The organism is Paucibacter sp. XJ19-41 (assembly GCF_028462495.1).
Classification (GTDB): domain Bacteria; phylum Pseudomonadota; class Gammaproteobacteria; order Burkholderiales; family Burkholderiaceae_C; genus Roseateles_E.
The window spans coordinates 1-25,121 of the sequence record NZ_JAQOWX010000040.1 but is presented as its reverse complement, the minus strand read 5'-3'; the positions used below and the strand labels follow the sequence as shown (position 1 = coordinate 25,121).

20 protein-coding genes are annotated in these 25,121 nt (G+C 66.9%); 16 read left to right on the top strand and 4 right to left on the bottom strand.

The window, feature by feature from the left end:
- Positions 1-1,077 (bottom strand): UDP-N-acetylmuramate dehydrogenase, encoded by a 1,077-nt coding sequence (gene murB, locus PO768_RS12455; RefSeq protein WP_272646320.1) that lies wholly within the window; start codon positions 1,075-1,077, stop codon positions 1-3.
- Positions 1,078-1,141: 64 nt separating this feature from the next.
- Between murB and PO768_RS12450 the strand changes: the two genes are divergently transcribed.
- The 11 genes from PO768_RS12450 to ileS all read left to right on the top strand — a co-directional run bounded on the left by PO768_RS12450 (position 1,142) and on the right by ileS (position 16,332).
- A complete protein-coding gene (locus PO768_RS12450) occupies positions 1,142-1,630 on the top strand; it encodes a YajQ family cyclic di-GMP-binding protein (RefSeq protein ID WP_272646319.1) in 489 nt (162 codons plus the stop codon).
- Positions 1,631-1,634: 4 nt separating this feature from the next.
- The gene (locus tag PO768_RS12445) at positions 1,635-2,285 is read left to right on the top strand and encodes a retropepsin-like aspartic protease family protein (RefSeq protein ID WP_272646318.1); all 651 of its coding nucleotides are present in this window, start codon (positions 1,635-1,637) and stop codon (positions 2,283-2,285) included.
- A gap of 82 nt (positions 2,286-2,367) precedes the next feature.
- On the top strand, positions 2,368-5,187 hold the full coding sequence (gene prsT / locus PO768_RS12440; RefSeq protein ID WP_272646317.1) for an XrtA/PEP-CTERM system TPR-repeat protein PrsT: 2,820 nt from the start codon (positions 2,368-2,370) through the stop codon (positions 5,185-5,187).
- A gap of 158 nt (positions 5,188-5,345) precedes the next feature.
- Positions 5,346-6,158 (top strand): exosortase-dependent surface protein XDP1, encoded by an 813-nt coding sequence (gene xdp1, locus PO768_RS12435; RefSeq protein WP_272646316.1) that lies wholly within the window; start codon positions 5,346-5,348, stop codon positions 6,156-6,158.
- Positions 6,159-6,319: 161 nt separating this feature from the next.
- Positions 6,320-7,498, top strand: a complete 1,179-nt coding sequence (locus PO768_RS12430; RefSeq protein ID WP_272646315.1) for an acyl-CoA dehydrogenase family protein — start codon at positions 6,320-6,322, stop codon at positions 7,496-7,498.
- Positions 7,499-7,516: 18 nt separating this feature from the next.
- The gene (locus tag PO768_RS12425) at positions 7,517-8,626 is read left to right on the top strand and encodes an acyl-CoA dehydrogenase family protein (protein WP_272646314.1); all 1,110 of its coding nucleotides are present in this window, start codon (positions 7,517-7,519) and stop codon (positions 8,624-8,626) included.
- A 17-nt stretch (positions 8,627-8,643) separates the two neighbouring features.
- Positions 8,644-9,612 (top strand): P1 family peptidase, encoded by a 969-nt coding sequence (locus PO768_RS12420; RefSeq protein WP_272646313.1) that lies wholly within the window; start codon positions 8,644-8,646, stop codon positions 9,610-9,612.
- A 7-nt stretch (positions 9,613-9,619) separates the two neighbouring features.
- A complete protein-coding gene (locus PO768_RS12415; RefSeq protein WP_272646312.1) occupies positions 9,620-10,357 on the top strand; it encodes a pseudouridine synthase in 738 nt (245 codons plus the stop codon).
- Between the two features lie 271 nt (positions 10,358-10,628).
- Complete coding sequence (locus tag PO768_RS12410; protein WP_272646311.1) at positions 10,629-12,347, top strand: ATP-binding protein; 1,719 nt, start codon at positions 10,629-10,631, stop codon at positions 12,345-12,347.
- A gap of 21 nt (positions 12,348-12,368) precedes the next feature.
- Entirely contained in the window at positions 12,369-13,403 is a 1,035-nt protein-coding gene (locus tag PO768_RS12405; protein ID WP_272646310.1) for a bifunctional riboflavin kinase/FAD synthetase, read from the top strand.
- Between the two features lie 88 nt (positions 13,404-13,491).
- Complete coding sequence (ileS, locus tag PO768_RS12400; RefSeq protein WP_272646309.1) at positions 13,492-16,332, top strand: isoleucine--tRNA ligase; 2,841 nt, start codon at positions 13,492-13,494, stop codon at positions 16,330-16,332.
- A 35-nt stretch (positions 16,333-16,367) separates the two neighbouring features.
- Here ileS and PO768_RS12395 read toward each other — a convergent pair whose 3' ends face one another.
- Positions 16,368-16,877: a DUF1269 domain-containing protein gene (locus tag PO768_RS12395; protein ID WP_137942091.1), complete on the bottom strand. Its 510-nt coding sequence runs from the start codon at positions 16,875-16,877 to the stop codon at positions 16,368-16,370.
- A 157-nt stretch (positions 16,878-17,034) separates the two neighbouring features.
- Here PO768_RS12395 and lspA point away from each other — a divergent pair, with 157 nt between their 5' ends.
- The 3 genes from lspA (at position 17,035) to PO768_RS12380 (ending at position 19,944) form a co-directional block, all read left to right on the top strand.
- The gene (gene lspA / locus PO768_RS12390) at positions 17,035-17,523 is read left to right on the top strand and encodes a signal peptidase II (RefSeq protein WP_137942090.1); all 489 of its coding nucleotides are present in this window, start codon (positions 17,035-17,037) and stop codon (positions 17,521-17,523) included.
- Between the two features lie 41 nt (positions 17,524-17,564).
- On the top strand, positions 17,565-18,335 hold the full coding sequence (locus tag PO768_RS12385) for a DUF2189 domain-containing protein (protein ID WP_272646308.1): 771 nt from the start codon (positions 17,565-17,567) through the stop codon (positions 18,333-18,335).
- Between the two features lie 88 nt (positions 18,336-18,423).
- A complete protein-coding gene (locus PO768_RS12380) occupies positions 18,424-19,944 on the top strand; it encodes a hybrid sensor histidine kinase/response regulator (RefSeq protein WP_272646307.1) in 1,521 nt (506 codons plus the stop codon).
- On the opposite strand, the gene PO768_RS12375 is transcribed toward PO768_RS12380, so the two are convergent.
- Positions 19,924-20,916, bottom strand: a complete 993-nt coding sequence (locus tag PO768_RS12375) for a quinone oxidoreductase family protein (protein WP_272646306.1) — start codon at positions 20,914-20,916, stop codon at positions 19,924-19,926. The two genes, PO768_RS12380 and PO768_RS12375, sit on opposite strands and share 21 nt — an antisense overlap.
- Positions 20,917-20,936: 20 nt before the next feature.
- Here PO768_RS12375 and PO768_RS12370 point away from each other — a divergent pair, with 20 nt between their 5' ends.
- Positions 20,937-21,893 (top strand): DMT family transporter, encoded by a 957-nt coding sequence (locus tag PO768_RS12370; RefSeq protein ID WP_272646305.1) that lies wholly within the window; start codon positions 20,937-20,939, stop codon positions 21,891-21,893.
- A 109-nt stretch (positions 21,894-22,002) separates the two neighbouring features.
- Positions 22,003-23,031, top strand: a complete 1,029-nt coding sequence (locus tag PO768_RS12365; RefSeq protein ID WP_262970530.1) for a CsgG/HfaB family protein — start codon at positions 22,003-22,005, stop codon at positions 23,029-23,031.
- A 16-nt stretch (positions 23,032-23,047) separates the two neighbouring features.
- Here the strand turns inward: PO768_RS12365 and PO768_RS12360 are convergent.
- On the bottom strand, positions 23,048-25,121 hold a 2,074-nt coding region (locus PO768_RS12360; protein ID WP_272646304.1), incomplete at its 5' end, for a penicillin acylase family protein.

Genomic DNA, 25,121 nt, shown 5'->3' with positions numbered 1-25,121 from the left:
TCAAAGCAGGATGGGCTCCGGCTCCAGCCGGATGCCGAAGCGGCCGTAGACGCTCTCCTGGATCGCGCGCGCCAGCGTCACCACCTCGGCACCGCGCGCCTGGCCGCGATTGACCAGCACCAAGGCCTGGCGCTCATAGACCGCCGCATCGCCGACCGACTTGCCCTTCCAGCCACAGGCATCGATCAGCCAGCCCGCCGCCAGCTTCACCGTGCCATCGGGCATCGGGTAGTGGACGATGCCGGGGTCGCGGCCGATGATGTCGCGGCACTGCTCCTCGCTGACCACCGGGTTCTTGAAGAAGCTGCCGGCATTGCCAATCCGGGCCGGGTCGGGCAGCTTGGCGCTGCGAATCTCGCAGACCCAGTCGAAGATCTGGCGGGCGCCGGGCGCGCTGATGCCGGTCTCGGCCACCTTGCGCTGCAGATCCAGATAGTCGATATGCGGCTGCCAGGGTTTGGGGCAGCGCAGCCTGACCTTGGTGATGACGCTTTTGCCGGCCAGGCCACCAAAGCCGGTTTGCTTGAACACGCTGTCGCGGTAGCCGAAGCGGCAGACCGAGGCCGGCAGGTGCACGGCACGGCCGGTCACCAGGTCCACCGCATCCAGGCTGTCGAAGCGATCCTTCAGCTCGATACCATAGGCGCCGATGTTCTGGACCGGCGCGGCGCCGACCGTGCCGGGGATCAGGGCCAGGTTCTCCAGCCCCGGATAACCCTGCTCGATAGACCAGCGCACCAGCTCATGCCAGGGCACGCCGGCGCCAGCCTCGATAATCCAGGCATCATCCCGTTCTTCCAGCAGGCGCAAACCAGGAATCTCGATCTTCAGCACCACGGCCTCGATATCGCGCGTCAGCACCATATTGCTGCCGCCGCCCAGCACGAACTTGGGCGCGCGGCCCAGGCTGGGGTGGTCCACCACGCGGCGCACATCGGCTTCCGAGCGGATGCGCACCAGCTGGCGGGCCACAGCCGGCAGGCCGAAACTGTTGTAAGGCTTCAGATTGACGTCGCGCTCCAGCAGCCATGCCGGTGCGGTCGGCCCGTTAGGGGGATTTACAGCTTGTTCCTGCATGGCAGAATTTTCACCGATCGAGAGGCCGAACCCGGCCCCTCACCCCAACAGCAGACAAATAAACATGCCCAGCTTTGATACCGTCCTCGAACCCGATATGGTCAAGATCAAGAATGGCGTCGACAACAGCGCCAAGGAGATCGCGACACGCTTCGACTTCAAGGGCACCGGCGCCCGCATTGAACTCAAGGACAAGGAAATCCAGGCCTTCGGCGACAGCGAGTTCCAGCTCGAACAGATCGAGGCCGTGCTCTACGCCAAGCTGACCAAGCAGGATGTGGTCATCAGCTTCCTCGACAAGGCCGAGAAGATCGAGAAGCTCGGCGGCGACAAGGTCAAGCAGGTCTACAAGATCAAGGACGGCATCGAGTCCGAGCTGGCCAAGAAGATCGTCGCCGCCGTCAAGAAGAGTGCGCTGAAGGTGCAGGCCTCGATCCAGGGCGACACCGTGCGTATCACCGGGAAGAACCGCGACGATCTGCAGGTCGCGATCGCGATGCTGAAGAAGGACATGGCCGACACGCCGCTGTCCTACAACAACTTCCGGGACTGAACGCGTGCCGCCGCCCCGCGCCGCCGCCCTGTTCGCCCTGGTGCTGATGGTCGGCGCGGCCTGGGGCCAGAGCGTCAGCTTCAACGGCAGCCTGGGCGCCCAATCGGCCCTGCTGCTGATCGACGGCGAGGCGCGCACCGTGGCGCTGGGCCAGAGCGTGCGCGGCGTCAAGCTGCTGGCACTGGAGGATGGTCGCGCCACCGTCGAGTTCGGCGGCCGGCGCCACACCCTGGTGCTGGGCGCCTCCCCCGGCCGCATCGGTGACGGCAAGACCGCCACGGGCGCGAGCCGGCAGATCGTGCTGGCCTCGGGACCGGGTGGGCATTTCGTCGCCCAAGGCAGCATCAACGGCCAGGCCACGCAGTTCCTGGTCGATACCGGCGCCACCAATGTTGCGATCGCTCAGATCGAGGCCGAGCGCATGGGCCTGAAGTTCCGCGAAGGCCGCCGCGTGATGACCCAGACCGCCAACGGCACGGTGCCGGCCCATCTGCTACAGCTCGCCTCGGTGCGCGTCGGCGAGGTCGAGGTGCGCAATGTCGACGCCATCATCGTGCCCGGCCAGATGAGCCATGTGCTGCTGGGCAACAGCTTTCTGACGCGCTTTCAGATGCGCAGGGAGAATGATGTGATGACCTTGGAGCTGAGGTATTGACCCCCCGCTTCGGGCGGGGCGAGACGCGCGCATCACGCGCTATCTGAAAGAATAGGCTCCCGCTCCCATCCGCACATCGTCCATGCACATCAGAAATCGCCTGAACATCGCCACCGTTCTGCGCTGTGCTTGCCTGACCATCGCACTGGCAAGCGGTCCGACACTGGCCCAGGCTGACAATGCCAAAGCAGCCAAGTTCTATGAAGATGCGCTGGCCCGCTACGAGCGCAAGGACATTGCCGGCGCCATCATCCAGCTGAAGAACGCGCTGCAGATCGACAAGAGCCTATTGCCTGTGCAAGTGCTGCTGGGCAAGGCTTTGCTGATGAACGGCCAGGCCGCCGCCGCCGAGGTGGCGTTCAATGAGGCGCTGAAACTGGGGGTCAACCGTGCCGAGGTGCTCGTTCCGCTCGGGCAAGCCATGGTGGCCCAAGGCAAGCAGGCTCAAATGCTGGAGCAGGCATTGTTCTCGCCCACTGGCCTGCCGCCAACAGTGCAAGCTGCGTTGCTGCTGCTGCGCGCCTCGGCCCAGGGTGACCTGGGCGAAGGCCAGGCCGCGCTTCGCAGCATCGAGGCGGCCCGGGCGCTGGACGAGCGCTCGCCTGACAGCTGGATTGCCGAATCCCAGCTGAATTTGCGCATGCGCCGCCCGGTCGAAGCCATGGCAGCGGCCGAACGAGCGCTGGCGCTGGCCCCTGGATTGGCCGAAGCGCATTACCAGCAGGGAGCCGTGCTGCATGTGCGTGGCGACGAGCGCAATGCGCAGACCGCTTACGAACGGGCCCTGAAAATAGACGCCCGCCACCTGGAAGCCCGGCTGGCGCGCGCCGGCATCCATGTCGACCGGAACCATGATGCCGAGGCCGCCGCTGACGCGGCCGAAGTGCTTAGACTCTCGCCCGGCGAACCGCGTGCCGTCTACCTTCAAGCCCTGCTGAGCAGCCGCGCGGGGGACATGGCGAAGACTCGGGCCAAGCTCAGCGAGGTCGTGAACCTGATCGACCCGGTACCTATCGAGTTCATCCGTTACCGTCCGCAACTGCTGATGGTCAATGGTCTGGCCCATTTCGGCCTGGACGAGCCTTTGAAGGCCAAGCCCTATCTCGAAGCTTTCCAGAGAGGCCAGCCCAACAGCCCAGTGGCCAAGCTGCTGGCCCAGGTTTATATCGGTGAAAACAGTGTAGACAAGGCCATCGACGTGCTGGAATCCTATCTGCGCAGCGTGCCCCGTGATACCCAGGCCATTACCCTGCTGGCATCGGCCCATATGAGCCAGCGGCGCTATAGCAAGGCCACGACTCTGCTGCAATCGGCGCTGGGCCAGCAGGATATCCCGGATATTCGCGCGGCCCTCGGTCTGAGCTTGATGCGTGGCGGACAGAACTTGAATGCCCGCGCCCAGTTGGAGGAAGCCTACAAAAAAGACCCTCGTCAGACTGCCGCAGGCATGGCCCTGGCCACGCTCTATCTGCGTGAGGGCCTCACCCCACAAGCCCAGCGTATTGCCGAGTCGCTGCTGAAGCAGCAAAACAGCAACCCGACGCTGTTGAATCTGCTCGGGGTGGTCAAGCTTCAGGCGCGGGACTGGCAAGGCGCCCGAACGGCTTTTGAACAGGCATTGAAAACCGAGCCTGATCTGCTGCAGGCCAAGCTGGGGCTGGCCAGACTTGAGGTCGCTCAAGGGTCATTCGACGCCGCGCAGGCGCGGTTGAGTGCCTTGCTGAAGACCAATGAGCAGGACATCGACGCGCATCTGGAAATGGCTCAATTGGCCGAACGCCGAGGCAAGTCGGAAGAAGCCGTGCGTTGGTTGCAGAAGGCGGTGGATTACGCGGGGCCGCGCGAGAGGCGACCGAATTTCGCATTGGTCCAGTTGCACGAGCGACGCGGGGAAGCACCCGAGATGCTGGCCGCAGCCAAAGTGTTGCTGGCCAAAGCGCCCGAGGACAGTGCAACGCTCGGCATTTATGGTCGCGCGCAACTGCGCAACGGCGACCGGACAGCGGCACGGCAGACCCTGATTCACGCCGCACGCCAGATCCAGTCTGATGCTGGCGCGCTGCTCGAGATCGCAGGGCTACAGACAGCCGCCGGAGATCTGGCCGGCGCCCGTTACAGCCTTGAGAAAGCCCTTGGCTTTAGACCAGACCACCCACCAGCCATGGCCATGCTGGCCAGCCTGGAACTGCAGGACGGCGACAAGCTGCGTGGTGAGGCGCGTGCTCGCAAGGTGCTGCAACTTGAGCCCAAACGCGCGGCCAGCCACACGCTGATGGCTGAAGTCATGCTCGCCAAGGGAGATACCTCGGCCGCTGTGGATTCCCTGCGACGCGCGCATGAGTTGGAACCCAGCAGCGGCTCAGTGCAGCGCCTGATGCGCGTGCTGGAACCTCGAGATCGCAAGGCAGCCGGCTCTTTGGCCGAACAGTGGCTCAAGAACCATCCAAAGGATATCGCTGTGCAGCGCGCGTTGGCCGACGGCCATGCTCGACATGGCGACTATCCGGCGGCCCGCCAAGCCTATGAGAAATTGCTCAGGCAATTGCCTGGGAATGTAGAGATCAGCAATAACCTGGCCAACGTACTGCTGCGAATCGAGCCCGCGATGGCCTTGAAGATCAGCGAACAGACTCTTTCTGCCGCGCCGAACAATGTTGCCGTCATCGACACGGCCGGCTGGGCCAACCATCTGAACGGCCAGCACGAAAGAGCACTGAGGCTGCTACGCGACGCCCGGTTGCGCGCACCCGAAAGCCCCGATGTGCGCTACCACCTCGCCGCAGCGCTCTTGAAGGCTGGCAGGCCGGCCGAGGCGCGCGCCGAACTGGAATCAGCCATCCAGATCAACCCGAACTTCGAATCAGCCACGGAGGCCAGAAAGCTGCTGCAGACACTTAAGTGAGGGATGCCAGCCCTGTCAGGAAGTCTTACATTTGCACCAAAGCCGAACCGCGCCAATTCTCTAAGTACTTATTGCGATTGAAACTTTATAAGTTGGTACAGAACCTGCTTAAATCGTATAAACGGCAGTACAAGCCCAAACGCATACTGAGGAAGACAATGAAAACCAAGCACTTTGCTCATGCCGCAGGACTGCTGATCGGAATGAGCGCGAGCGTGATTTCGGGCAACGCCTTTGCTTTGTCCACCTGGAACTCCCAAAGTTGCACAGCATCCGGCAGCGCTCACGGCAATAACTACAGCTGCAGCGCGAACGGCATCACAGCGACTGTGACCGCATGGTCGACCACCGGTTCCTCGAGCACCTATCAGGACGCGACCGTCAATTTGTACTCGGGTGGCTTCGGCGTGCGCAACCGCAACCCCTATGACGGGAGCGACACCGGCACAACGCCTGATGAGCAGCAGGACCCACAACACTCCATCGACAACATGACCAATACCGACTTGGTATTGATCAATTTTGGGGCCGACTCCGTGGCGCTGAAGGCTTTGAGCCTCGGCTGGTGGACCAGCGATAGCGATGTGACCGTGATGCGATACAAGGGTGGCGCCGTGGGCAATACCTCATCATTGGCCGGCTTCGGTGCCGGCAATTTGATCTCCAATGGCTGGGAACTGGTCAAGAGCGTTGCCGATGTGGGCAATTTGCCAAATGACTCGACCACTTTCAATGCCGCCGGAGTCAGTTCGAGTTGGTGGCTGATCAGCGCCTACAACTCCACCTACGGAGGTTCGGGTACGGGCCTGGACACAGCAACCAAGGACTATTTCAAATTGCTGACCTTTGGTGGCGACAAGACTTCGCAAACGCCGGGCACTGGCGTACCCGAACCGGGCTCGCTCGCCTTAGTCGGCATTGCAGCTCTGGGCATGATGGGCCTGCGGCGACGCGCGAAGACCGCAAAGTAGCTACCCCCCTCAGCTTGCACTGTAAAGAGGCCGATTCGTCGGCCTCTTGCCATTTGGGCTGCACGCACTTCCCTGCTTGATCCCTCACCCTTTGTCCCTGCCGAGACAGGCACAAATCGAACGCTCGTGCTAAAAAGCCGCAAGCATTCTGAGGAGACAGCATGGACCTGAACTTCACCCCCGAGGAACTGGCCTTCCGGGCCGAGATCCGGCAATGGGTGGCCGAGAATCTGCCCAAGGACATCAGCCACAAGGTGCACAACGCCTTGCGACTGTCCAAGGACGATATGCAGCGCTGGGCCAAGATTCTTGGCAAGAAGGGTTGGCATGGCTGGGCCTGGCCAAAGCAGTTCGGCGGGCCGGGCTGGAATGCCGTGCAGCGCCATCTGTTCGAGGAAGAATGCGCGCTGGCCGGAGCGCCACGAGTCGTCCCCTTCGGCCCGGTGATGGTGGCGCCGGTCATCATGGCTTTCGGCTCGCCCGAGCAGCAGCAACGCCATCTGCCCGGCATCATGAGCGGCGAGGTCTGGTGGAGCCAGGGTTATAGCGAAACGGGTTCGGGGTCGGACCTGGCCTCGGTCAAATGCAGGGCCGAGCGCCAGGGTGACAAGTACCTCGTCAACGGCCAGAAGACCTGGACCACGCTGGGCCAATACGGCGACTGGATCTTCTGCCTGGTGCGCACCGACACCTCGGTCAAACCCCAGGCCGGCATCAGCTTCCTGCTGATCGACATGAAGTCGCCCGGGGTCACCGTGCGGCCCATCATCATGCTGGACGGCGAGCATGAGGTGAACGAGGTGTTTTTCGACAATGTCGAGGTGCCCGCCGAGAACCTGGTCGGCGAGGAGAACAAGGGCTGGACCTACGCCAAGTACCTGCTGGCCCATGAGCGCACCAATATCGCCGATGTGAACCGCGCCAAGCGCGAACTCGAGCGTCTCAAACGCATCGCCAAGAGCGAAGGCATGTTCGAGGACCAGCGCTTTCGCGACCAGATCGCACTGCTGGAGGTCGACATCGTCGCGCTGGAGATGATGGTGCTGCGGGTGCTGTCGGCCGAGAAGAGTGGCAAGCAAAGCCTGGATGTTGCCGGCCTGCTGAAGATCCGCGGCAGCGAGATCCAGCAACGCTATACCGAGCTGATGATGCTGGCGGCCGGGCCTTTCGCCCTGCCCTTCATCCAGGAAGCGATGGAGGCCGGCTGGCAGGGCGACCATATCGGCGCCGCCCATTGCGCGCCGCTGGCCAGCCATTACTTCAACTATCGCAAGACCACCATCTACGGCGGCTCCAACGAAGTGCAGCGCAATATCGTCGCCCAGACGGTGCTCGGCTGAAAGAAAGGACAGAAGATCATGGATTTCGACTTCAATGAAGACCAGGAATCGCTGCGCGACGCCGTGCGCCGCTGGGTCGACAAGGACTATGACTTCGCCCGCCGCCACGCCAGCGTCAAGGCTGGCGGTTTTTCCAGGCAGGCCTGGGAGGGCCTGGTCGGCCTGGGCCTGACCGCGCTGGCCGTGCCCGAGGCCCAGGGCGGTATGGGTTTCGGTCCGGTCGAGGCCATGGTGGTGATGGAAGAGCTGGGCCGCGGCATCGTGATGGAGCCCTATGCCCAGGCTGCCCTGATCGCGCCGGCCGTGCTCGCCCATGCACCGGCCGAGCTACAAGCGGCCTGGCTGCCCAAGATCGCCGGCGGCGAGGCCCTGATCGTGATGGCTCATCAGGAGCGTGGCGCCCGCTACCGCTTCGATCAGCCAAGCACCCGCGCCGACGGTCTGCTTCTGTCGGGCGCCAAAAGTCTGGTGCCGGCCGGTGACCAGGCCGATGCCTTCATCGTCCCGGCGCTGAGCCAGGGGGGCCTGGCCCTCTACCTGGTTGAACGCAGCGCGGCCGGCGTCTCGACCCGCCCCTACAGTCTGCAGGACGGCTCGCGCGCAGCCGAGCTGACGCTCATCAACACACCCGCCACGCTGCTGGTCGGCCCCCAGCAGGGCTTGGCCGTGCTGGAGCAGGCCGTCGATATCGGCATCGCCGCGCTGTGCGCCGAAGGCGTCGGCGCGATGGAGAAGCTGGTCGCGATCACGGCCGAGTACCTGAACACGCGCAAGCAGTTCGGCGTCGTGATCAGCAGCTTCCAGGCCCTGCGACATCGCATGGCCGATGTGAAGATGCAGCTGGAGCTGGCGCGCTCGATGAGCTATTTCGCGACGCTGAAGCTGGGCGACGAGCCCGCCTCGCGGCGCCGGGCGCTGTCGCAGGCCAAGCTGCAGCTGGGCCAGTCCCTGCGCTTCGTCGGCCAGCAATGCATCCAGCTGCATGGCGGCATCGGCGTCACCGACGAGTACATCGGCAGCCACTACTTCAAGCGCCTGACGACCATGGAAATGCAGTTCGGCGACAGCCTGCACCACCTCGGCGAGGTCAGCGCCCGCATGCAGGACACGGCGGGCGTCTTCGCCTGAGGCGGGCTGGCGGCCTGATGCCCGATTCCTCGATCTGCGATGTGGCCGGCCTGATGGTCGGCCACCATACCGACCACCGCCGCCCGACCGGTTGCACCGTCGTGCTATGCCCGCAAGGGGCCACCGCCGGCGTCGATGTGCGTGGCGCCGCGCCCGGCACCCGCGAGACCGATCTGCTGGCGCCCGAGAACACCGTGAACCGGGTTCATGGCCTGCTGCTGGCCGGCGGCAGCGCCTTCGGTCTGGACGCCGCCGCCGGCGTGATGCGCTGGCTGGCCGAGCGTGGCCACGGTGTCGCGGTGGGACCCGCGCGCGTGCCCATCGTGCCGGCCGCCGTGCTGTTTGATCTCTGGCTGGGCGATCCGGCGATCACCCCCGATGCGGCCTCGGGCTATGCGGCCTGCGAGGCCGCCAGCTCGCGAGCGCCGACCGAGGGTTCGGTCGGCGCCGGCACCGGTGCCACGCTGGGCAAGCTGCGCGGTATTGCGCACGCGATGAAGGGCGGCATCGGCACAGCCTCGGTGACGGTCGGTGGCATCACCGTCGGCGCTCTGGTGGTGGTCAATGCGATCGGTGACATCATCGACCCGGCCAACGGCCAGTTGATCGCCGGCGCGCGCGGCGACGACGGCCGGCCGCTGGGCATGCTGCAGGCGATGCTGCGCGGCGAGTTGCCCGCCGTGCCGCTCAGCGGCACGGCCACCACCCTGGGCATCGTCGCGACCGATGCCAGCCTGGACAAGGCAGCCGCCAAAAAGCTGGCCCAGATGGCACACGACGGCCTGGCCCGCACGATCAACCCGGTCCACACGGTCAGCGATGGCGATGTGATCTTCTCGCTGGCCACAGGCACGACGGGCGAACGCGGCGACCTCCGCCTGCTCGGGCCGCTGGCGGCCGAGGTCACCGCCCGCGCGGTCCTGCGTGCGGTGCGGGCCGCGACCGGCCTGCCCGGCCTGCCGGCTGTGGCCGAGCTGGCCGGATAATCGGCCCATGCGTCTGTCACAAATTCTATTTTCCCAAGGCTTCGGCACCCGCCGCCTGTGCGCCGGTCTGATCTACAACGGCGAGGTCAGCATCAACGGCGAGCTGATCGAGGACGCCGATGCCGAATTCGAGACCGAGGGCCTGGAATTCGTCGTCAGCGGCAAGACCTGGCCCTTCTACGAGAAGGCCCTGATCCTGCTGAACAAGCCGGCCGGCTACGAGTGTTCCCAGAAGCCCAAGCACCATCCCAGCGTGATGACCCTGCTGCCCGGGCCGCTGCGCGAGCGCAATGTGCAGCCGGTCGGACGGCTCGACGAGGACACCACCGGCCTGCTGCTGCTGACCGATGACGGCAGCCTGATCCACAAGCTGACCAGCCCCAAGCACCATGTGCCCAAGATCTACGAAGCGCAGTGCAAGCACGAGGTGACACAGGAGCAGGTCGCTCGGCTGCTGGCGGGGGTTGAGTTGCATGAGCCGGATCCGGCGCCCGGCAAGCCCGCACGCAAGGCCGAACAGGCGCGCGCGGAAGGCGCCGAGGCTTTCGATACGGCGGCTGGCACCCACGGCCTGCGCCTGACCTTGATCGAGGGCAAGTACCACCAGGTCAAGCGCATGGTCGCGGCGGTCGGCAATCGCGTAGAAGCGTTGCACCGCCCGCAGTTCGGCGCGCTGACCTTGCCTGCCGATCTGAAGCCCGGCCAGTGGACATGGGTCAGCAGCCCGAGCCTGATCACACCCTGAGTTTCCCTAGGCTTTGCGGCGGCCACACCACGCTTGCGGGTTCCTCCTAGGGTGTTTGTCATCGGCGATCTGTAGAACCTAGGGATTGATGCGGCGAGCGCCTTGCTTGCCGCCACCCGTCGTAGAGCGCCCAGCAAGGGTGCCGCGTCCTAGTTGTATGACACAGACGATCAGAGCCGAGCCCACGAGGGGCCGAGGGAACACCGAAGCTAGGGCCGACATCACCGCTCAGGTGGCGTCGGAGCGCCTCGCATCGCTGTACGAGATGACCATGGCCCCGACGCTGGCGGGCCTGCTGTTCAGTTGCTTCCCGGTCATTTTCCTGTGGCAGCATCTGCCTCGCCCGCTGCTGCTGGGCTGGCTGGCCGTGCGGCTCGCCATCGGCGGCCTGCGCTGCCTGGACGTGCTGCAGTTCCGCCGTGCGCGGCCGGCCAGCGGCCATAGTGGCCGCTGGCAGCTGCGCTATCTGCTGCTGCTGGCGCTGGACGCGCTGAGCTGGGGGGCGATGGGCTGGCTTTTCCACAGCCCGGCCGTGCCAGACCTGGACGGCATCATCCTGGCCTCAATGGTGGGGCTGGGCGCCGTCGGGCTGTTCTCGCTGGGCAGCGTCTGGCGCGCCCACCTGCTGTTCTCCGTGCTGGCCTTCGCGCCACTGGTGGCCTACCACCTGAGCCTGGGCACGCCGGCCGGCCTCTTCGTCAGCGCCGGTCTGGGGCTGTTCCTGGCCCTGACCCAGCTCGAGTCGCGCCGCGCCGAGGCCCGCAGCACCGAGCTGCTGCGCCTGCGCTTCGAGAATGCCTGGATCGCCGAGGAGCGCCAGTTGGCCCTGCAATCGGCCGAACGCGACAGCAGTAGCAAGAGCCGCTTCGTCGCGGTGATGAGCCACGAGATCCGCACGCCGCTCAACGGCATCCTGGGCATGACCCAGTTGCTGGAGCGCTCCGAGCTCGACACCCAGCAGCGCGAGCAGATCGACATCGTGCGCCGCTCGGGCCGCCATCTGCTGACCCTGGTCAACGACATCCTGGACCTGTCCCGCATTGAGTCGGGCAAGCTGGTGGTCGAGTCCGGCCCGGTGCTGCTGCGCGAGGCGGTTGACGATGTCTGCCGCCTGCTGTCGGGCAGCGCGCGCGAGAAGGGCCTGGCCTTCGAGCTCAGCCTCAGCCCTGCCCTGCCGGTCTGCGTACAGGGCGATGCCGACCGCATCAAGCAGGTGCTGCACAACCTGGTCGGCAACGCGATCAAGTTCACCGAGCGCGGCCGGGTCGCGGTCGAGGTCAGCACGGTGCTGGACATGCGCGCCGGCACGCTCCTGCGCTTCGCGGTGCGCGACACCGGCGAAGGCATCGCGCCGGACCAGATGGAGCGGGTCTTCGCGCCCTATGAGCAGGTGCTGCGGGGCGATGGCGCCGCGCCGCGCCGCCAGGAGGGCACCGGCCTGGGCCTGACGATCTCGCGCGAGCTGGCCCGCGCGATGGGCGGCGATCTGCGCTGTGCCTCGATGCCCGGTCAGGGTTCGGTGTTTGAGTTCACCCTGCCGCTGCAGGTCTGCGCGGCGCCCGAGAGCAGCCAGCCGCCAGCCCCGACCGAGCTGCCGCAGCTGGCCGGCCGGGTGCTGCTGGTCGACGACAGCGCCGTCAATCTGCTGGTCGCCTCCAGCATGCTGGAGCGTTGTGGCCTGGTCGTCGATCAGGCCGAGAACGGTCTGCAGGCGCTGGAGCGGCTCAAGAGCGCCGACTACGACCTGGTGCTGATGGACTGCCAGATGCCCGAGCTCGACGGCTTCGAGACCACGCAGAGCTGGCGCGCCCACGAGCGGCGCCAGGGGCTGACCCGCCTGCCCATCGTCGCGCTGACCGCCAGCGCGGTGAACAGCGATCGCGACCGCTGCCTCGAATGCGGCATGGACGACTACCTGGTCAAACCCTTCGAGCTGGATGACTTGGCGGCCATGGTGCAACGCCATCTGCGTGCGCCGGCTCTGGCCTAGGCCTGCGTAGATAATCCCTGAATGCATGTCTTTCGCGGCTTCCACCATCCCGGCATCGCGCCCGCCTGTGCGCTGACCATCGGCAATTTCGACGGCGTGCATCGCGGCCATCAGGCCATGCTGGCACTGCTGAAATCAGAAGCCCTGCATCGCGGGCTGCCGACCTGTGTGCTGACCTTCGAGCCGCATCCTCGCGATTTTTTCGCCGCCAAACTGGGCAAGCCCGAGCTCGCGCCGGCCCGTATCGCGCCGCTGCGCGACAAGCTCAGCGAGTTGGAGCGCTGCGGCATAGACCAGGTCGTCGTGCTGCGTTTCGATGCGTCGCTGGCCTCGCTGAGCGCGCAGGACTTCATCCAGCAAGTCCTGCAACAGGGCCTGGGCGCCAAGTACGTGCTGGTGGGCGACGATTTCCGCTTCGGTGCCAAGCGCCAGGGTGACTACGCGACGCTGGACGCGGCCGGCCAGCGCTTGGGCTTCGATGTCGCCCGCATGATGAGCTACGAGGTCCATGGCCTGCGCGTGTCCAGCTCGGCGGTGCGCGAGGCGCTGAGCCAGGGCGATATGGAGGCGGCCGCCAGCCTGCTAGGCCGGCCCTACTCGATCTCGGGCCATATCGTGCATGGCAAGAAGCTGGGCCGGATGCTGGGCGAGTCGGCGGCCGGTGCGGCCGATGGTTTTCGCACGCTGAACCTGCGCTTCCCGCATGACAAGCCGGCCGCCAAGGGCATTTATGCGGTGCGCACCCACGGGCTGACACAAGGGCCGCTGGACGGCGTCGCCTCGCTGGGCGTGCGGCCGACCATCGAGCATGCCGGCCGGGTGCTGCTGGAAGTGCATTGCCTGGACTGGCCGGCCGAGCTGGGCTCCGACGGGGCCTACGGTAAACTCGTGCGCGTGGAACTCCTGCACAAACTGCGCGACGAAGCCCGCTACGAGGGGCTGGACGCCTTGACGGCCGCGATCCGTCAGGACGTGGACAACGCGCGCGCCTATCTGAGCGGCCATGTGGCAACCCATGCCTCGCTGCGCCGCCAGACCACGCGCGACCGAATTTGAAGCGCTGAGCGCGCCTCCTCCTCAGCCTGTGCCCGCCGGGCACACCCCCGATTTGCAGGCTCACGCCTGCCCCTGATTGCCGCCTGCCATGACCGACGCCACCAAACCGGATTACCGCGCCACGCTGAACCTGCCCGACACCCCCTTCCCGATGCGCGGCGACCTGCCCAAGCGCGAGCCGGGCTGGGTCAAGAGCTGGGAAGACTGCGGTGTCTACAAGCGCCTGCGAGATGCTCGTGTGGGCCGCCCGAAGTTCGTGCTGCACGACGGCCCGCCCTACGCCAACGGCCAGATCCACATCGGCCATGCCGCCAACAAGATCCTCAAGGACATGATCGTCAAGGCGCGCCAGCTGGCGGGCTTCGATGCGGCCTACATCCCCGGCTGGGACTGCCACGGCCTGCCGATCGAGAACCAGATCGAGAAGACCTTCGGCCGCGGCCTGCCGCGCGACGAGGTGCAGGCCAAGAGCCGCGCCTACGCGACCGAGCAGATCGACCAGCAGCGCGCCGACTTCAAGCGCCTGGGCGTGCTGGGCGATTGGGAGAACCCCTACAAGACGATGAGCTTCGCCAACGAGGCCGGCGAGATCCGCGTGCTGAAGCGCCTGTTCGAGCGCGGCTTCGTCTACCGCGGCTTGAAGCCCGTCTACTGGTGCTTCGACTGCGGCTCCTCGCTGGCCGAGTTCGAGATCGAGTACGCCGACAAGCAGAGCCCGGCCGTCGACGTGGCCTTTCTGAGCGCCGAGCCGGCCAAGCTGGCCGCCGCCTTTGGCCTGCCCTCGCTGGCCAAGGACGCCTTCACCGTCATCTGGACGACCACGCCCTGGACCATCCCGGCCAACCAGGCGCTGAATCTGAACCCCGAGCTGAGCTACGCCCTGGTCGACACGCCGCGCGGCATCTTCATGGTGGCCGAGGCCCTGGTCGAGAAATGCCTGGCGCGCTGGAAGCTCGAGGGCCAAGTGCTGGCCACGACGCTGGGCAAGAAGCTCGACCTGCTGAAGTTCAAACACCCGCTGGCCCATGTCGACGCCGGCTATGACTGCGAGAGCCCGGTCTACCTGGCCGACTACGCCACCGCCGAGGACGGCACCGGCGTGGTCCATTCGGCGCCCGCCTACGGCCTCGATGACTTCAACTCCTGCGTCGCCCACGGCCTGGCCTTCAAGGACATCCTGAACCCGGTGCAGGGCAACGGCACTTACGAGGCCGAGCTGCCGCTGTTCGGCGGCCAGCACATCTGGAAGGCCAATCCGCTCATCGCCCAAGCGCTGGAAGACGCCGGCCGCCTGCTCTCGCACAGCAAGATCACCCACAGCTATCCGCACTGCTGGCGCCACAAGACGCCGGTGATCTACCGCGCGGCCGCGCAGTGGTTTGTGCGCATGGACGAAGGCGACGGTGTCTTCACCGTCGACAAGGCGCCGAAGACGCTGCGCCAGACGGCGCTTGAAGCGATCGCCGCGACCAGCTTCTATCCCGAGAACGGCCGCGCCCGTCTGCACGACATGATCGCCGGCCGGCCGGACTGGTGCATCTCGCGCCAGCGCAGCTGGGGCGTGCCGCTGCCGATCTTCCTGCACAAGGACAGCGGCCTGCCGCATCCGCAGACGCTGGAGTTCATCGAGCGCGCCGCGCAGCTGGTGGAAGCCGGTGGCGTCGAGGCCTGGGCAAAACTTGACCCTGCCGAATGGCTGGGCACCGAGGCTGAGGTCTACAGCAAGGGCAGCGACATCCTCGACGTCTGGTTCGACTCCGGCTCGACCTTCCAGCACGTGCTCAAGGGCAGCCATGCCGGCGCGGCACATGAGAGCGGCCCGGAGGCCGATCTCTACCTGGAAGGGCATGACCAGCATCGCGGCTGGTTCCATAGCTCGCTGCTGATCAGCTGCGCCCTCAACGACCGCGCGCCCTACCGCGGCCTGCTGACCCACGGCTTCACCGTCGACGGCCAGGGCCGCAAGATGAGCAAGTCGGTCGGCAACACCGTCGCGCCCCAGTTGGTCAGCGACAAGATGGGGGCCGAGATCATCCGCTTGTGGTGCGCCGCCACCGACTACTCCGGCGACCTCGCCATCGACGACAAGATCCTCGCCCGCGTCGTCGACGCCTACCGCCGCATCCGCAACACCCTGCGCTTCCTGCTGGCCAACACCAGCGACTTCGATGCCAAGAAGGACGCGGTGCCGCTGGCGCAGCTGCTGGAGGTCGACCGCTATGCGCTGGCGCGCGCGGCCGAGCTGCAGGCCGAGATCCTGGCGCACTACGAGCGCTACGAATTCCACCCGGTGGTGGCCAAGCTGCAGGTCTACTGCTCGGAAGACCTGGGCGGCTTCTACCTCGATGTGCTGAAGGACCGCCTCTACACCACCGCCCCCGGCAGCCTGGCGCGCCGCTCGGCACAGACCGCGCTGTGGCAGATCACCCAGGCCATGCTGCGCTGGATGGCGCCCTTCCTGAGCTTCACGGCCGAGGAAGCCTGGGCCATCTTCGACGGCGGCCATGCCGACGGTTCGATCTTCACCGAGACCTACTGGCAGTTCGAGGGCAGCGACAGCCACCTGATCGCCAAATGGGACCGCATCCATGCAATCCGCGATGCGGTCAACAAGGCCATTGAGGAAGTGCGCGCCGCCGGCGGTGTCGGTTCCTCGCTGCAGGCCGAGGTCAGCCTGGGTGTCAAGCCGCAAGACCTGACCCTGCTGCAAAGCCTGGGCGAGGATCTGAAGTTCGTGTTGATCACCTCGGCCGCCAGCCTGGTGCCGGCCGATGAACTCAGCGTCACGGTGACGCCGTCGAGCCAGGCCAAGTGCGAGCGCTGCTGGCATTACCGCGCCGATGTCGGCGCCAACCCGGCCCATCCGACGATCTGCGGCCGCTGCGACAGCAATCTCTACGGCACTGGCGAGCCGCGCAGCATTGCCTAAGCAAGCAGAAGGGGCGCCACAGCGCCCCTTCTTCGTCAGGGGAAGGCGGGCACGTTGGGCTCCAGGCCCTCGAAATGCGCCTCGGGATGGGTGCGCTCCAGCAGCTGCTCGATCTCGGTGACGCGCGAGCGCGGCACATCGACCATCAGCAGATACTGGCCGGCCTCGATGGCCTTATCAAACCGGGTCAGCCGCCGGCTGGGGGTCGAGCTGCCTATCATGCTGGACGACCAGGTGCCCAGCACCGCGCCGATGCCGGCCAGCGCGATCACGATCAGGGCCGGCGGTGCGGTACCAGCCAGCACATAGGCACCGACGACGCCCAGCGCCGCGCCGAGCCCGGCGCCCAGCAGCAGGCCGGTCTGGGCCGCCTCGACCAGGTCCGAGGTCTGCAGCACATTGGCCGCATGCAGGCCGCTCATATCGGCGCCTTCACGGGCGACAAAATGGATATGCGGCTCGCTGATGCGGGCCAGCAAGAGCTCGTTCATGGTTTTGACCGCGCTGCCTTGATCCGGCAGCAACCAGTAAATGCGTTTGCGCATAAGGACTCTCCTAGGGCGTTTGAGTGCACGAGGTCGATGTCTGCGGCAGCAGGGCGCGTCGCATGGCACGGCCAGAGCTTTCTTCTACTCCTGTTTGCCGGCGCAATCAAGCCAGCGGCTACAGTAGCAGCCTGCGTTCCCGCCCCGCCCCACTCTCATGACCAAGTCCTCTTCCTCGCCCCGCCTCATCCAATGGCTGGGCATCGCCCTGCTGATCATCGTGCTGGACCAGTTCAGCAAGACCCTGATCCTGGGCCACTTCCAGCTCGGCGACAGTCGCCATGTGACCGACTTCTTCAACGTCGTGCGGGTCCACAACACCGGCGCGGCCTTCAGCTTCCTGGCCGGCGCCTCGGGCTGGCAGCGCTGGTTCTTTGTCGGGCTGGGCGCGGTGGCCACCGTCTTCATCACCGTGATGCTGCGCCGCCACGGCCACCAGACCCTGTTTGCCTGGGCGCTGTCGCTGATCCTCGGCGGCGCGATCGGCAATGTGGTCGATCGCCTGCTGCACGGCTATGTGGTGGACTTCATCCAGCTGCACTGGGGTGGCTGGTACTTCCCGTCCTTCAACGTGGCCGACAGCGCGATCACGGTCGGTGCCGTGCTGCTGATCTGGGACGAGATCCGCCGCGTGCGCAAGGGCTAGCCCCGCTACACATCTGCTCGCGTCTGGCCTAGGCTCGCGCCATGAGCACCAGCGACGAGCCGGCCGAGACCTCGGCCTTTGACATCCAGCTGCGCACCCTGCGCTTTAGCGACCCGCTGCGCTGGCTGGCGGCCGGCTGGCGCGACTTCATCCGCGCCCCCGGCATCGGCCTGTTCTACGGCTTTTGCTTCATGGCCATGGGCTGGGCCCTGCTGAAGGTCTACGAGCATGCGCCGGCCTACACCCTGGCGCTGTCGGCCGGCTTTTTGCTGATGGGGCCCTTTATGTGCCTGGGCCTCTACCAGGTCAGCATGCGGCTGGAGCGCGGCGAGCAGCCCGACTTTGCCGACTCCATCCTGGCCTGGGAGGCGCGGCTGTCGCAGCTTGCGATCTTCGGCGGCGTGCTGCTAATCCTGGAGATGCTGTGGGGCCGCGCCGCGCTGGTGATCTTCGCGGTCAGCTTCGACGGCATGCCTGATCTGGCCGGCTCGCTGGCCAAGTTCCTCGACCCCGAGAACCTCGGCTTCGTCGTCACCTATCTGGGCGTCGGTGCGGTCTTCGCCGGCCTGATCTACGCGGTCAGCGTGGTCTCGATCCCGATGCTGCTGGACCGGCCGGTCGATGCCGTCACCGCCGGCTTGACCAGCCTGCGCCTGGTGCTGAACCAGACCGGCGTGATGCTGCTGTGGGGCGGCCTGATCACCGTGCTGGTGCTGCTGGCCCTGCTGCCCTGGTTTGCCGGGCTGCTGGTGGTCGGGCCGGTGCTGGGCCACGCCAGCTGGCACGCCTACCGCGCCGCCGTGACGGACTGAACAAGCCGGCACAAATTCTTCATCTCCGCAGCATCCGGCTCACGCCACAATGGAGGGCGTTGCCCTCCTCCTCCGGCCCCTGCCGCCCATGCTTGATTTCTCCAGCTTGACGCATTACGACTGGCTCGATGTGCCCATGTGGGTCTTCGATCCCGAGCGCCAGCGCAATCTCTGGGCCAATGCAGCGGCGCTGAGCTTCTGGAAGGCCGAGAGTGCCGAGGAATTCTTGTCGCGCGACTTCTCCGACACCACGCCCATGGTGCGCGAGCGGCTGGCGGTCACCGCCGCCGACCACGCCCAGGACAAGATCGTGCGCGAGCAGTGGACGCTATACCCCAAGGGCCAGGCCACCACGGTGCTGCTGGTGTCGCGCGGTATTCGCACACCGGATCGGCGCCAGGTCATGCTGTTCGCCGCCGACGCCCTGCCCACCGGGGTCGACAAAAGCATGTTGCGCGGCGTCGAGGCCTTGCAACACACCTCGGTGCGCATCGCGATGTTCAGTCTGAAGGACGGCAGCATGCTGATGCGCAACCCGGCCGCCGCCAGCTGCTTCGGCGGCCTGGCCGAGGAGCGCGGCAGCAAGGCCTTCATGGCGATGTTTCCCGAGCCCGAGCTGGCGCGGCGCATCTTCGCCCAGGTGCAGCGCGGCCAGACCTTCAGCGCCGATCTGGAACTGCTGACCAGCAGCGGCCGGCGCTGGCACGGCGTCGACGCCCGGCCGATGCGCGACCCGGTCACCGGCGAGCTGGTGATGCAATTCAATGCCCGCGACATCGCCGATCTGAAGGCCTCGCAGGCCGCGCTGGAGGCCGCCCGCGAGGTGGCCGAGGCGGCCAGCCAGGCCAAGAGCAGTTTCCTGGCCAATATGAGCCATGAGATCCGCACGCCGATGAACGGCGTGCTGGGCCTGACCGAGCTGGTGCTGCAGACCGAGCTCAACGAGCGTCAGCGCAAATTCATCGAGCTGGCCCATACCTCGGCCAAGGGGCTGATGGTCATCATCAACGACCTGCTGGACGTCGCCAAGATCGAAGCCGGCCGCGTCGTCATCGACAGCCAGCCCTTCTCCTTGCACGACTGCCTGCGCGAGGCTCTGCACCCGCTGCTGCTGCATGCGCACGAGAAGAGCATCTCGCTGCATGCCAAGGTGCAGCCGGGCGTGCCGCAGCGGGTGCTGGGCGACGCGCTGCGGCTGCGCCAGGTGCTGGTCAATCTGGTCGGCAATGCGCTGAAGTTCACCGAGAAGGGCGAGGTGCGCCTCGAAGTGCAGCGTCTCGACGAGGACAGCGCACCGGCGCCGCTGCGGCTGCGCTTTTCGGTGCACGACACCGGCATCGGCATGACGCGCGAGCAGATCGCCCAGGTCTTCGACCCCTTCACCCAGGCCGACGGCAGCATCACCCGGCGCTACGGTGGCACCGGCCTGGGCCTGACCATCGTGCAGCGCCTGGTGGGCCTGATGGGCGGCCAGGTCGCGGTGGAGAGCCAGCCCGGCACCGGCTCCTGCTTCAGCTTCGAACTGGCCATGGCCCGCCTGCCGGCGCCCGAGTCGGCGGCCAATTCACCGTCGCCTCTGCCCTCGACCTCAGACCAGCAGCACGCCTGAACCGATGGTCGTGCGGGCCTCGAGCTCGCGGTGCGCTTGCACCACATCAGCCAGCGCATAGCGCTGCTCGACACGGATCGTCACCTGACCGCTGCCGACAACCGAGAACAAATCGTCGGCCATCGCCTGCGTTGCCTCGCGCGTCGCCATGTGCGTGAACAGCGTCGGCCGGGTCACATAGAGCGAGCCCTTGGCGGCCAGTTGGCCCAGTTGCACCGGCGGCGCAAAGCCCGAGGCATTGCCAAAGCTGACCAGCAGGCCGAAGGTCGCCAGGCTGTTCAGCGAGCCCTCGAAAGTGTCCAGGCCCACCGAGTCGTAAACCACCTTGACGCCCTTGCCGCCGGTGATCTCGCGCACCCGCGCGGCGAAGTCCTCGCGCCGGTAGTTGATCGCATGGCTCGCGCCCGAGGCCAGCGCCAGCGCGCATTTCTCATCCGAGCCGGCCGTCGCGATCAGCTGCAGGCCCAAGGCCTTGGCCCACTGGCAGGCGATCAGGCCGACACCGCCGGCGGCGGCATGGAAGAGCACGAAATCACCGGCCTGCAGACCGCCCTGCGGCAGGGTACGGCGCAGCAGGTATTGCGCGGTCAGGCCCTTGAGCATCATCGCGGCGCCGGTCTCGAACGAGATCGCGTCCGGCAATCGCACCACGCAGCGGGCCGGCATCACGCGCGCCGTGCAGTAGGCGCCGGGCGGCTGGCTGGCATAGGCGGCGCGGTCGCCAACGCTCAGATGCGTGACGCCCTCGCCCACCGCTTCGATGACACCGGCGCCCTCCATGCCCAGGCGGGCCGGCAGCGGCAGCGGGTAAGCGCCATTGCGGTGGTAGACGTCGATGTAGTTCAGGCCGCAGGCCTGATGGCGGATGCGGATCTCGCCAGGCCCGGGCTCGCCGACCTCGATATCGACCAGCTGCATCGCCTCCGGTGCGCCCGGCTGCAGGATCTGGACGGCTTTTTCGCGACGGCTCATAGGCTCTCTCCTCAACGTCAATGGATGAATTCCGCTATCGTGCCAGCCTTTGCCAGATCCTGCCGACGCCGCCGATGCTGACCCCGCGCCTTGCCCTGATGCTGACCCTGCCACCGCTGCTGTGGGCCGGCAATGCGGTGGTCGGCCGTCTGATGGCCGGTAGCGTGCCGCCCTTGCTGCTCAACGCGATGCGCTGGAGCCTGGTCTTTGTGCTGCTGCTGCCACTGGCCTGGCGGCTGTTGGTGCGGCCGCAGCAATGGCTGAGCCGCTGGCGCTATCTGGCGCTCAGCGGACTGCTGGGCATGGGCTGCTACAACGCGTTGCAGTACCAGGCGCTGCGCAGTTCCAGTGCGCTCAACGTCACGCTTATCGCCGCCAGCATGCCGGTCTGGATGCTGGCCATCGGCGCGCTGGTCTTTAAGGTGCGGCCCAGCCGCTGGCAGATAGGCGGTGCGCTGCTGTCGCTGGTCGGCGTGGCCTTTGTGATCGCGCGCGGGCAGCTCGCCAATCTGGCCCGGGTGCAGTTCGTGGCCGGCGATCTGCTGATGCTGCTGGCGGTGTTCTCCTGGGCGATCTACAGCTGGATGCTGGCGCGGCCGCCGGCCCATATGCGGGGCGAGCAGAAGCCCTCCTGGAACTGGGCCGAGATCATGATGTCGCAGCTGATCTTCGGTCTCGGCTTCGCCGGGCTGATGGCCGGCGTCGAGCAGAGCTACACCGAGCAGCCCCTGGTCTGGGGGCCAGGTCTTGCGATGGCCCTCGTCTATGTGGCCATCGGCCCCTCGCTGATCGCCTACCGCTGCTGGGGCCAGGGCGTGGCCGAGGCCGGGCCGGCGATGGCGGCCTTCTTCGGCAATCTGACGCCGGTGTTCGCCGCGCTGATGTCCACTGCGCTGCTGGGCGAATGGCCGCAGTGGTACCACGGCGTGGCCTTCGCGCTGATCGCGGCAGGCATCGCGGTCTCGGGGCGGCGCTAAGCGGCGGTTAAGCGGCGGCTAAGCGGCGGATCGCCCCCCAAGCTAGAACCGCGCCGGCGGGCCTCGCCATGCCTAGAATCAGCAGCTGCAACTACAACGGGGGCTCTCGATGACAAAGCATAAACACTCGTGGCTGGCCTTGGCCTGCGGTCTGGCACTGGCGGTCCCGCTGCAGGGCCTGGCGCAGGAACTCGGCAAGGGCGGCTCCAAGGCCACCGGCGGCGTCGGCCCCGATGGCGCCCAGGGCGCCTCGGCCGAGCTGGAGAAATGCGAGGCCCCCAAGGGCACGATTGCGGTGGTCGAGCCGCAGTCGGCGCTGTCGGTAGCGCTGCAGCGCTATCAGCTGGGCTCGCCCACCAGCGTGATCCGCATGCTGATCCAGCAGTCCAACTGCTTCCAGGTGGTCGAGCGCGGCATGGCGATGCAGAACATGATGCAGGAGCGTGCATTGGCCCAGTCCGGCCAGTTGCAGGCCGACCAGAACATCGGCAAGGGCCAGATGGTGACGGCCGATTTCCTGGTCACGCCCAATGTGGTGTTCAGCGAGAACAATGCCGGCGGCATCGGTGGCGGCCTGCTGGGCGCCTTCGGCGGCAATGCCGGGCGACTGATCGGCGGCATCGTCGGCGGGCTCAAGTTCAAGCAGGCCCAGACCAGCCTGCTGCTGGCCGACTCGCGCTCCGGCATCCAGGTCGCGGCGGCCGAGGGCAGCGCCGAGAAGGCCGATTTCTCGCTGGGCGGCGCGCTGTTCGGCGGCGGTGGCGGCGCGGCGCTGGGCGGCTATTCCAACACCAATGAGGGCAAGGTCATCGTCGCCTCCTTCATCGACAACTGGAACAACATCGTCCGCTCGATCCGCAACAACCCGTCCTTGATACAGGCCCGCGCCGGCGAGGCCTCGCAGCGCAATGCCGCCACCAGCGTGCAGGCCGGCGCGGCGGCCGAGGGTGATGTGATGGTGCCCAAGATCGGCGGGGCCAAGGTGTTGCGCCAGCCGCGCGAGGGTGCGCCCGAGTTGCAGACCCTGGCACGCAGCGACGAGGTGCTCTACCTCGGCGAAGAGCGCGATGGCTTCCTGAAGGTGCAGTCGGGCAAGGGCGAGGGCTGGATCAAGAAGGTGCTCGTCAAGAAGCAATGACGCCTCCGCCCGGCGATCAGGGGCGCAGCGTCAGCGTGTAGCGCGTCTGGCCGGGCAGGAAAGGCAAGGCCTGACCCTGCAGCCAGGCCTGGTGATCGGCGCGGTAGAACGGCGACAGCGGGTGGCCGGACTGGCCGGCCGGCACGCTCAGAATGCCCCGGGCCTCCTGGCCCGGCGCCACCACCATGCGCTGGGACTGGCCATGCACGCTCTGCTGCACCCGCGGCATATGGCGATCGCCGGCCAACGGCGTGTCCGGCATGTCCAGCCAGGGGCCCAGCAGCGGCAGGGCCTGGCTCAGCGGATGCCTGATCGCGGCGCGGTTCTGCTCGCCCCAGTTGGCGTCGGCCAGCTGACGGCTGGGCGTGGCTTCGAGGATTTTCTTGCGGCTGTCCAGCACCGCCTGCTCCAGCAGGGCCTGCCACGAGGCCTGCGCCTGCGGCAGCGTGTCGGCACGGCGCGCCTGCAGCAGGGCCCAGCCGGGCGTCTCGGGCGCCAGCTTCAGATCGCGCAGGCGCAGCTGGCGCGACTCCAGCAGGGCCGCCAGCGGCGCGAACAGCTGTTCCAGCACCTGCTCGCGCCAGCCGCGCAACAGCCGGTAGCCGACCGCATCCGGACTGGCCGCTGCGGCGCTTCGCTCGATGGCGGCGCGGTAGTCGGCCAGGCCATGCTGCTGCACGAACGCCGGCGTCAGCACCTCATCGAGCAGCAGCCGGCGCCAGCGCTGCAGGAACAGCGCGCGGTGGTCGAGCTGGATCGCATGCAAATCGGCCTCGCCCAGCTTGGGCTTGGCAAACAGGCCGTCGCGGATCTGCTGGCCGCGCGCGCCGAGGTCGTAACCGCCCTCGCCGATCAGGGCCAGGGCCGCACCGCCGACCGTGCGGGCATTGGCGGTCCAGAGCCGGCCTTCGGAAGGATCGACCAGCCGGGGCCAGGCGGCGTCGCCAGCGCCGAGGTAGCCACGCCAGCCCTGGCGGCCATCGCTCCAGTCCTGCGGCACATTCAGATCGTCCAGCTCGCGTTTGGGCAGCGCGCCAATCAGGGTCCAGCCGATGCGGCCGGCGGCATCGGCCACCAACAGGTTCTGCGCCGGCAGGCCGGCGCCCTGTGCCAGCTGCATGGCTTCGTCAACCGAGGCGGCGCGCTCCAGCCCCATCAGGCGCAGATTGAGGCCCTCGACATCATGAGCCACCCAGCGCAAGACATGGCCCTCGAAGGGCGCCGCCAGGCGCGGGCCCCAGATCGTTTCCTGCACCTCCTGCTCGACCGTCGCACCACCCGCCACCTCGATGCGCTCGAGATGGCGGCTCAGCGGCAGCTCGCCCTGCGGGCTTTGGTAATGGGTGCCGGCGGCGTTGAGCTTGAGCAGCACGACATCGGCCCAGTCGGCCGTGGCATTGGTGAAACCCCAGGCGACGGCGCCGTTGCTGCCGGCCACGATGGCCGGTGTGCCCGGCAGGCTGACGCCGCTGACCTGATGCGCCCTGCCAGCCTCGGTCCAGCGCAGCTGGGCCTTGAACCAGATCGCCGGCACGCGCAGGCCCAGGTGCATATCGTCGGCCAGAATGGCCGCGCCATGCGGGCTCAGCGCGCCGCTGACGGCGAAGTTGTTGCTGCCGATGTCGCGGCTGTCCTGCAGCCCGCAGTCGCCCCGGCAAGCCAGTTTGGCGGCGCGCAGCGCCTCGGGCAGCGGCGTGGCCGGCACGGCCACCGGCTGCACACGGCTGCCGTCGATCGCGGCCTGCCAGTCGCTGCTGTGCTGGGTCAGGAAGGCATACCAGTCGGGGGGCACACTGTGCTTCAGCACGCCCATCGCCAGATCGTCGCGGCCCTGCGAGGACTGCAGATCCAGATACATGCTGTAGATCACCAGCAGCGAATCGGTGCTCTGCCAGGGCCGGGGCTGCTGGCGCAGGATCAGGTACTCGAAGGGCCGCGCCCCCAGGGCGGCAAGGCCCTCGTTGACACCGGCCGTGTAGGCGTCGAGCAGGCTGCGCTGCTCGGCCGGCAGGGCCGCCAGCGCCACCGCGGCGCGGTGGCGGAAGCGGTGCAGCCGGCGTCCCTGGTCCAGCGGCAGCGCCTTGGCGCCG

Coding starts and splice junctions, on each gene's coding strand:
- murB (WP_272646320.1), bottom strand. CDS start 1,077: ATGCAGGAACAAGCTGTAAATCCCCCTAACGGGCCGACCGCACCGGCA.
- PO768_RS12450 (WP_272646319.1), top strand. CDS start 1,142: ATGCCCAGCTTTGATACCGTCCTCGAACCCGATATGGTCAAGATCAAG.
- prsT (WP_272646317.1), top strand. CDS start 2,368: ATGCACATCAGAAATCGCCTGAACATCGCCACCGTTCTGCGCTGTGCT.
- xdp1 (WP_272646316.1), top strand. CDS start 5,346: ATGAAAACCAAGCACTTTGCTCATGCCGCAGGACTGCTGATCGGAATG.
- PO768_RS12430 (WP_272646315.1), top strand. CDS start 6,320: ATGGACCTGAACTTCACCCCCGAGGAACTGGCCTTCCGGGCCGAGATC.
- PO768_RS12425 (WP_272646314.1), top strand. CDS start 7,517: ATGGATTTCGACTTCAATGAAGACCAGGAATCGCTGCGCGACGCCGTG.
- PO768_RS12420 (WP_272646313.1), top strand. CDS start 8,644: ATGCCCGATTCCTCGATCTGCGATGTGGCCGGCCTGATGGTCGGCCAC.
- PO768_RS12415 (WP_272646312.1), top strand. CDS start 9,620: ATGCGTCTGTCACAAATTCTATTTTCCCAAGGCTTCGGCACCCGCCGC.
- PO768_RS12410 (WP_272646311.1), top strand. CDS start 10,629: ATGGCCCCGACGCTGGCGGGCCTGCTGTTCAGTTGCTTCCCGGTCATT.
- PO768_RS12405 (WP_272646310.1), top strand. CDS start 12,369: ATGCATGTCTTTCGCGGCTTCCACCATCCCGGCATCGCGCCCGCCTGT.
- ileS (WP_272646309.1), top strand. CDS start 13,492: ATGACCGACGCCACCAAACCGGATTACCGCGCCACGCTGAACCTGCCC.
- PO768_RS12395 (WP_137942091.1), bottom strand. CDS start 16,877: ATGCGCAAACGCATTTACTGGTTGCTGCCGGATCAAGGCAGCGCGGTC.
- lspA (WP_137942090.1), top strand. CDS start 17,035: ATGACCAAGTCCTCTTCCTCGCCCCGCCTCATCCAATGGCTGGGCATC.
- PO768_RS12385 (WP_272646308.1), top strand. CDS start 17,565: ATGAGCACCAGCGACGAGCCGGCCGAGACCTCGGCCTTTGACATCCAG.
- PO768_RS12380 (WP_272646307.1), top strand. CDS start 18,424: ATGCTTGATTTCTCCAGCTTGACGCATTACGACTGGCTCGATGTGCCC.
- PO768_RS12375 (WP_272646306.1), bottom strand. CDS start 20,916: ATGAGCCGTCGCGAAAAAGCCGTCCAGATCCTGCAGCCGGGCGCACCG.
- PO768_RS12370 (WP_272646305.1), top strand. CDS start 20,937: ATGGATGAATTCCGCTATCGTGCCAGCCTTTGCCAGATCCTGCCGACG.
- PO768_RS12365 (WP_262970530.1), top strand. CDS start 22,003: ATGACAAAGCATAAACACTCGTGGCTGGCCTTGGCCTGCGGTCTGGCA.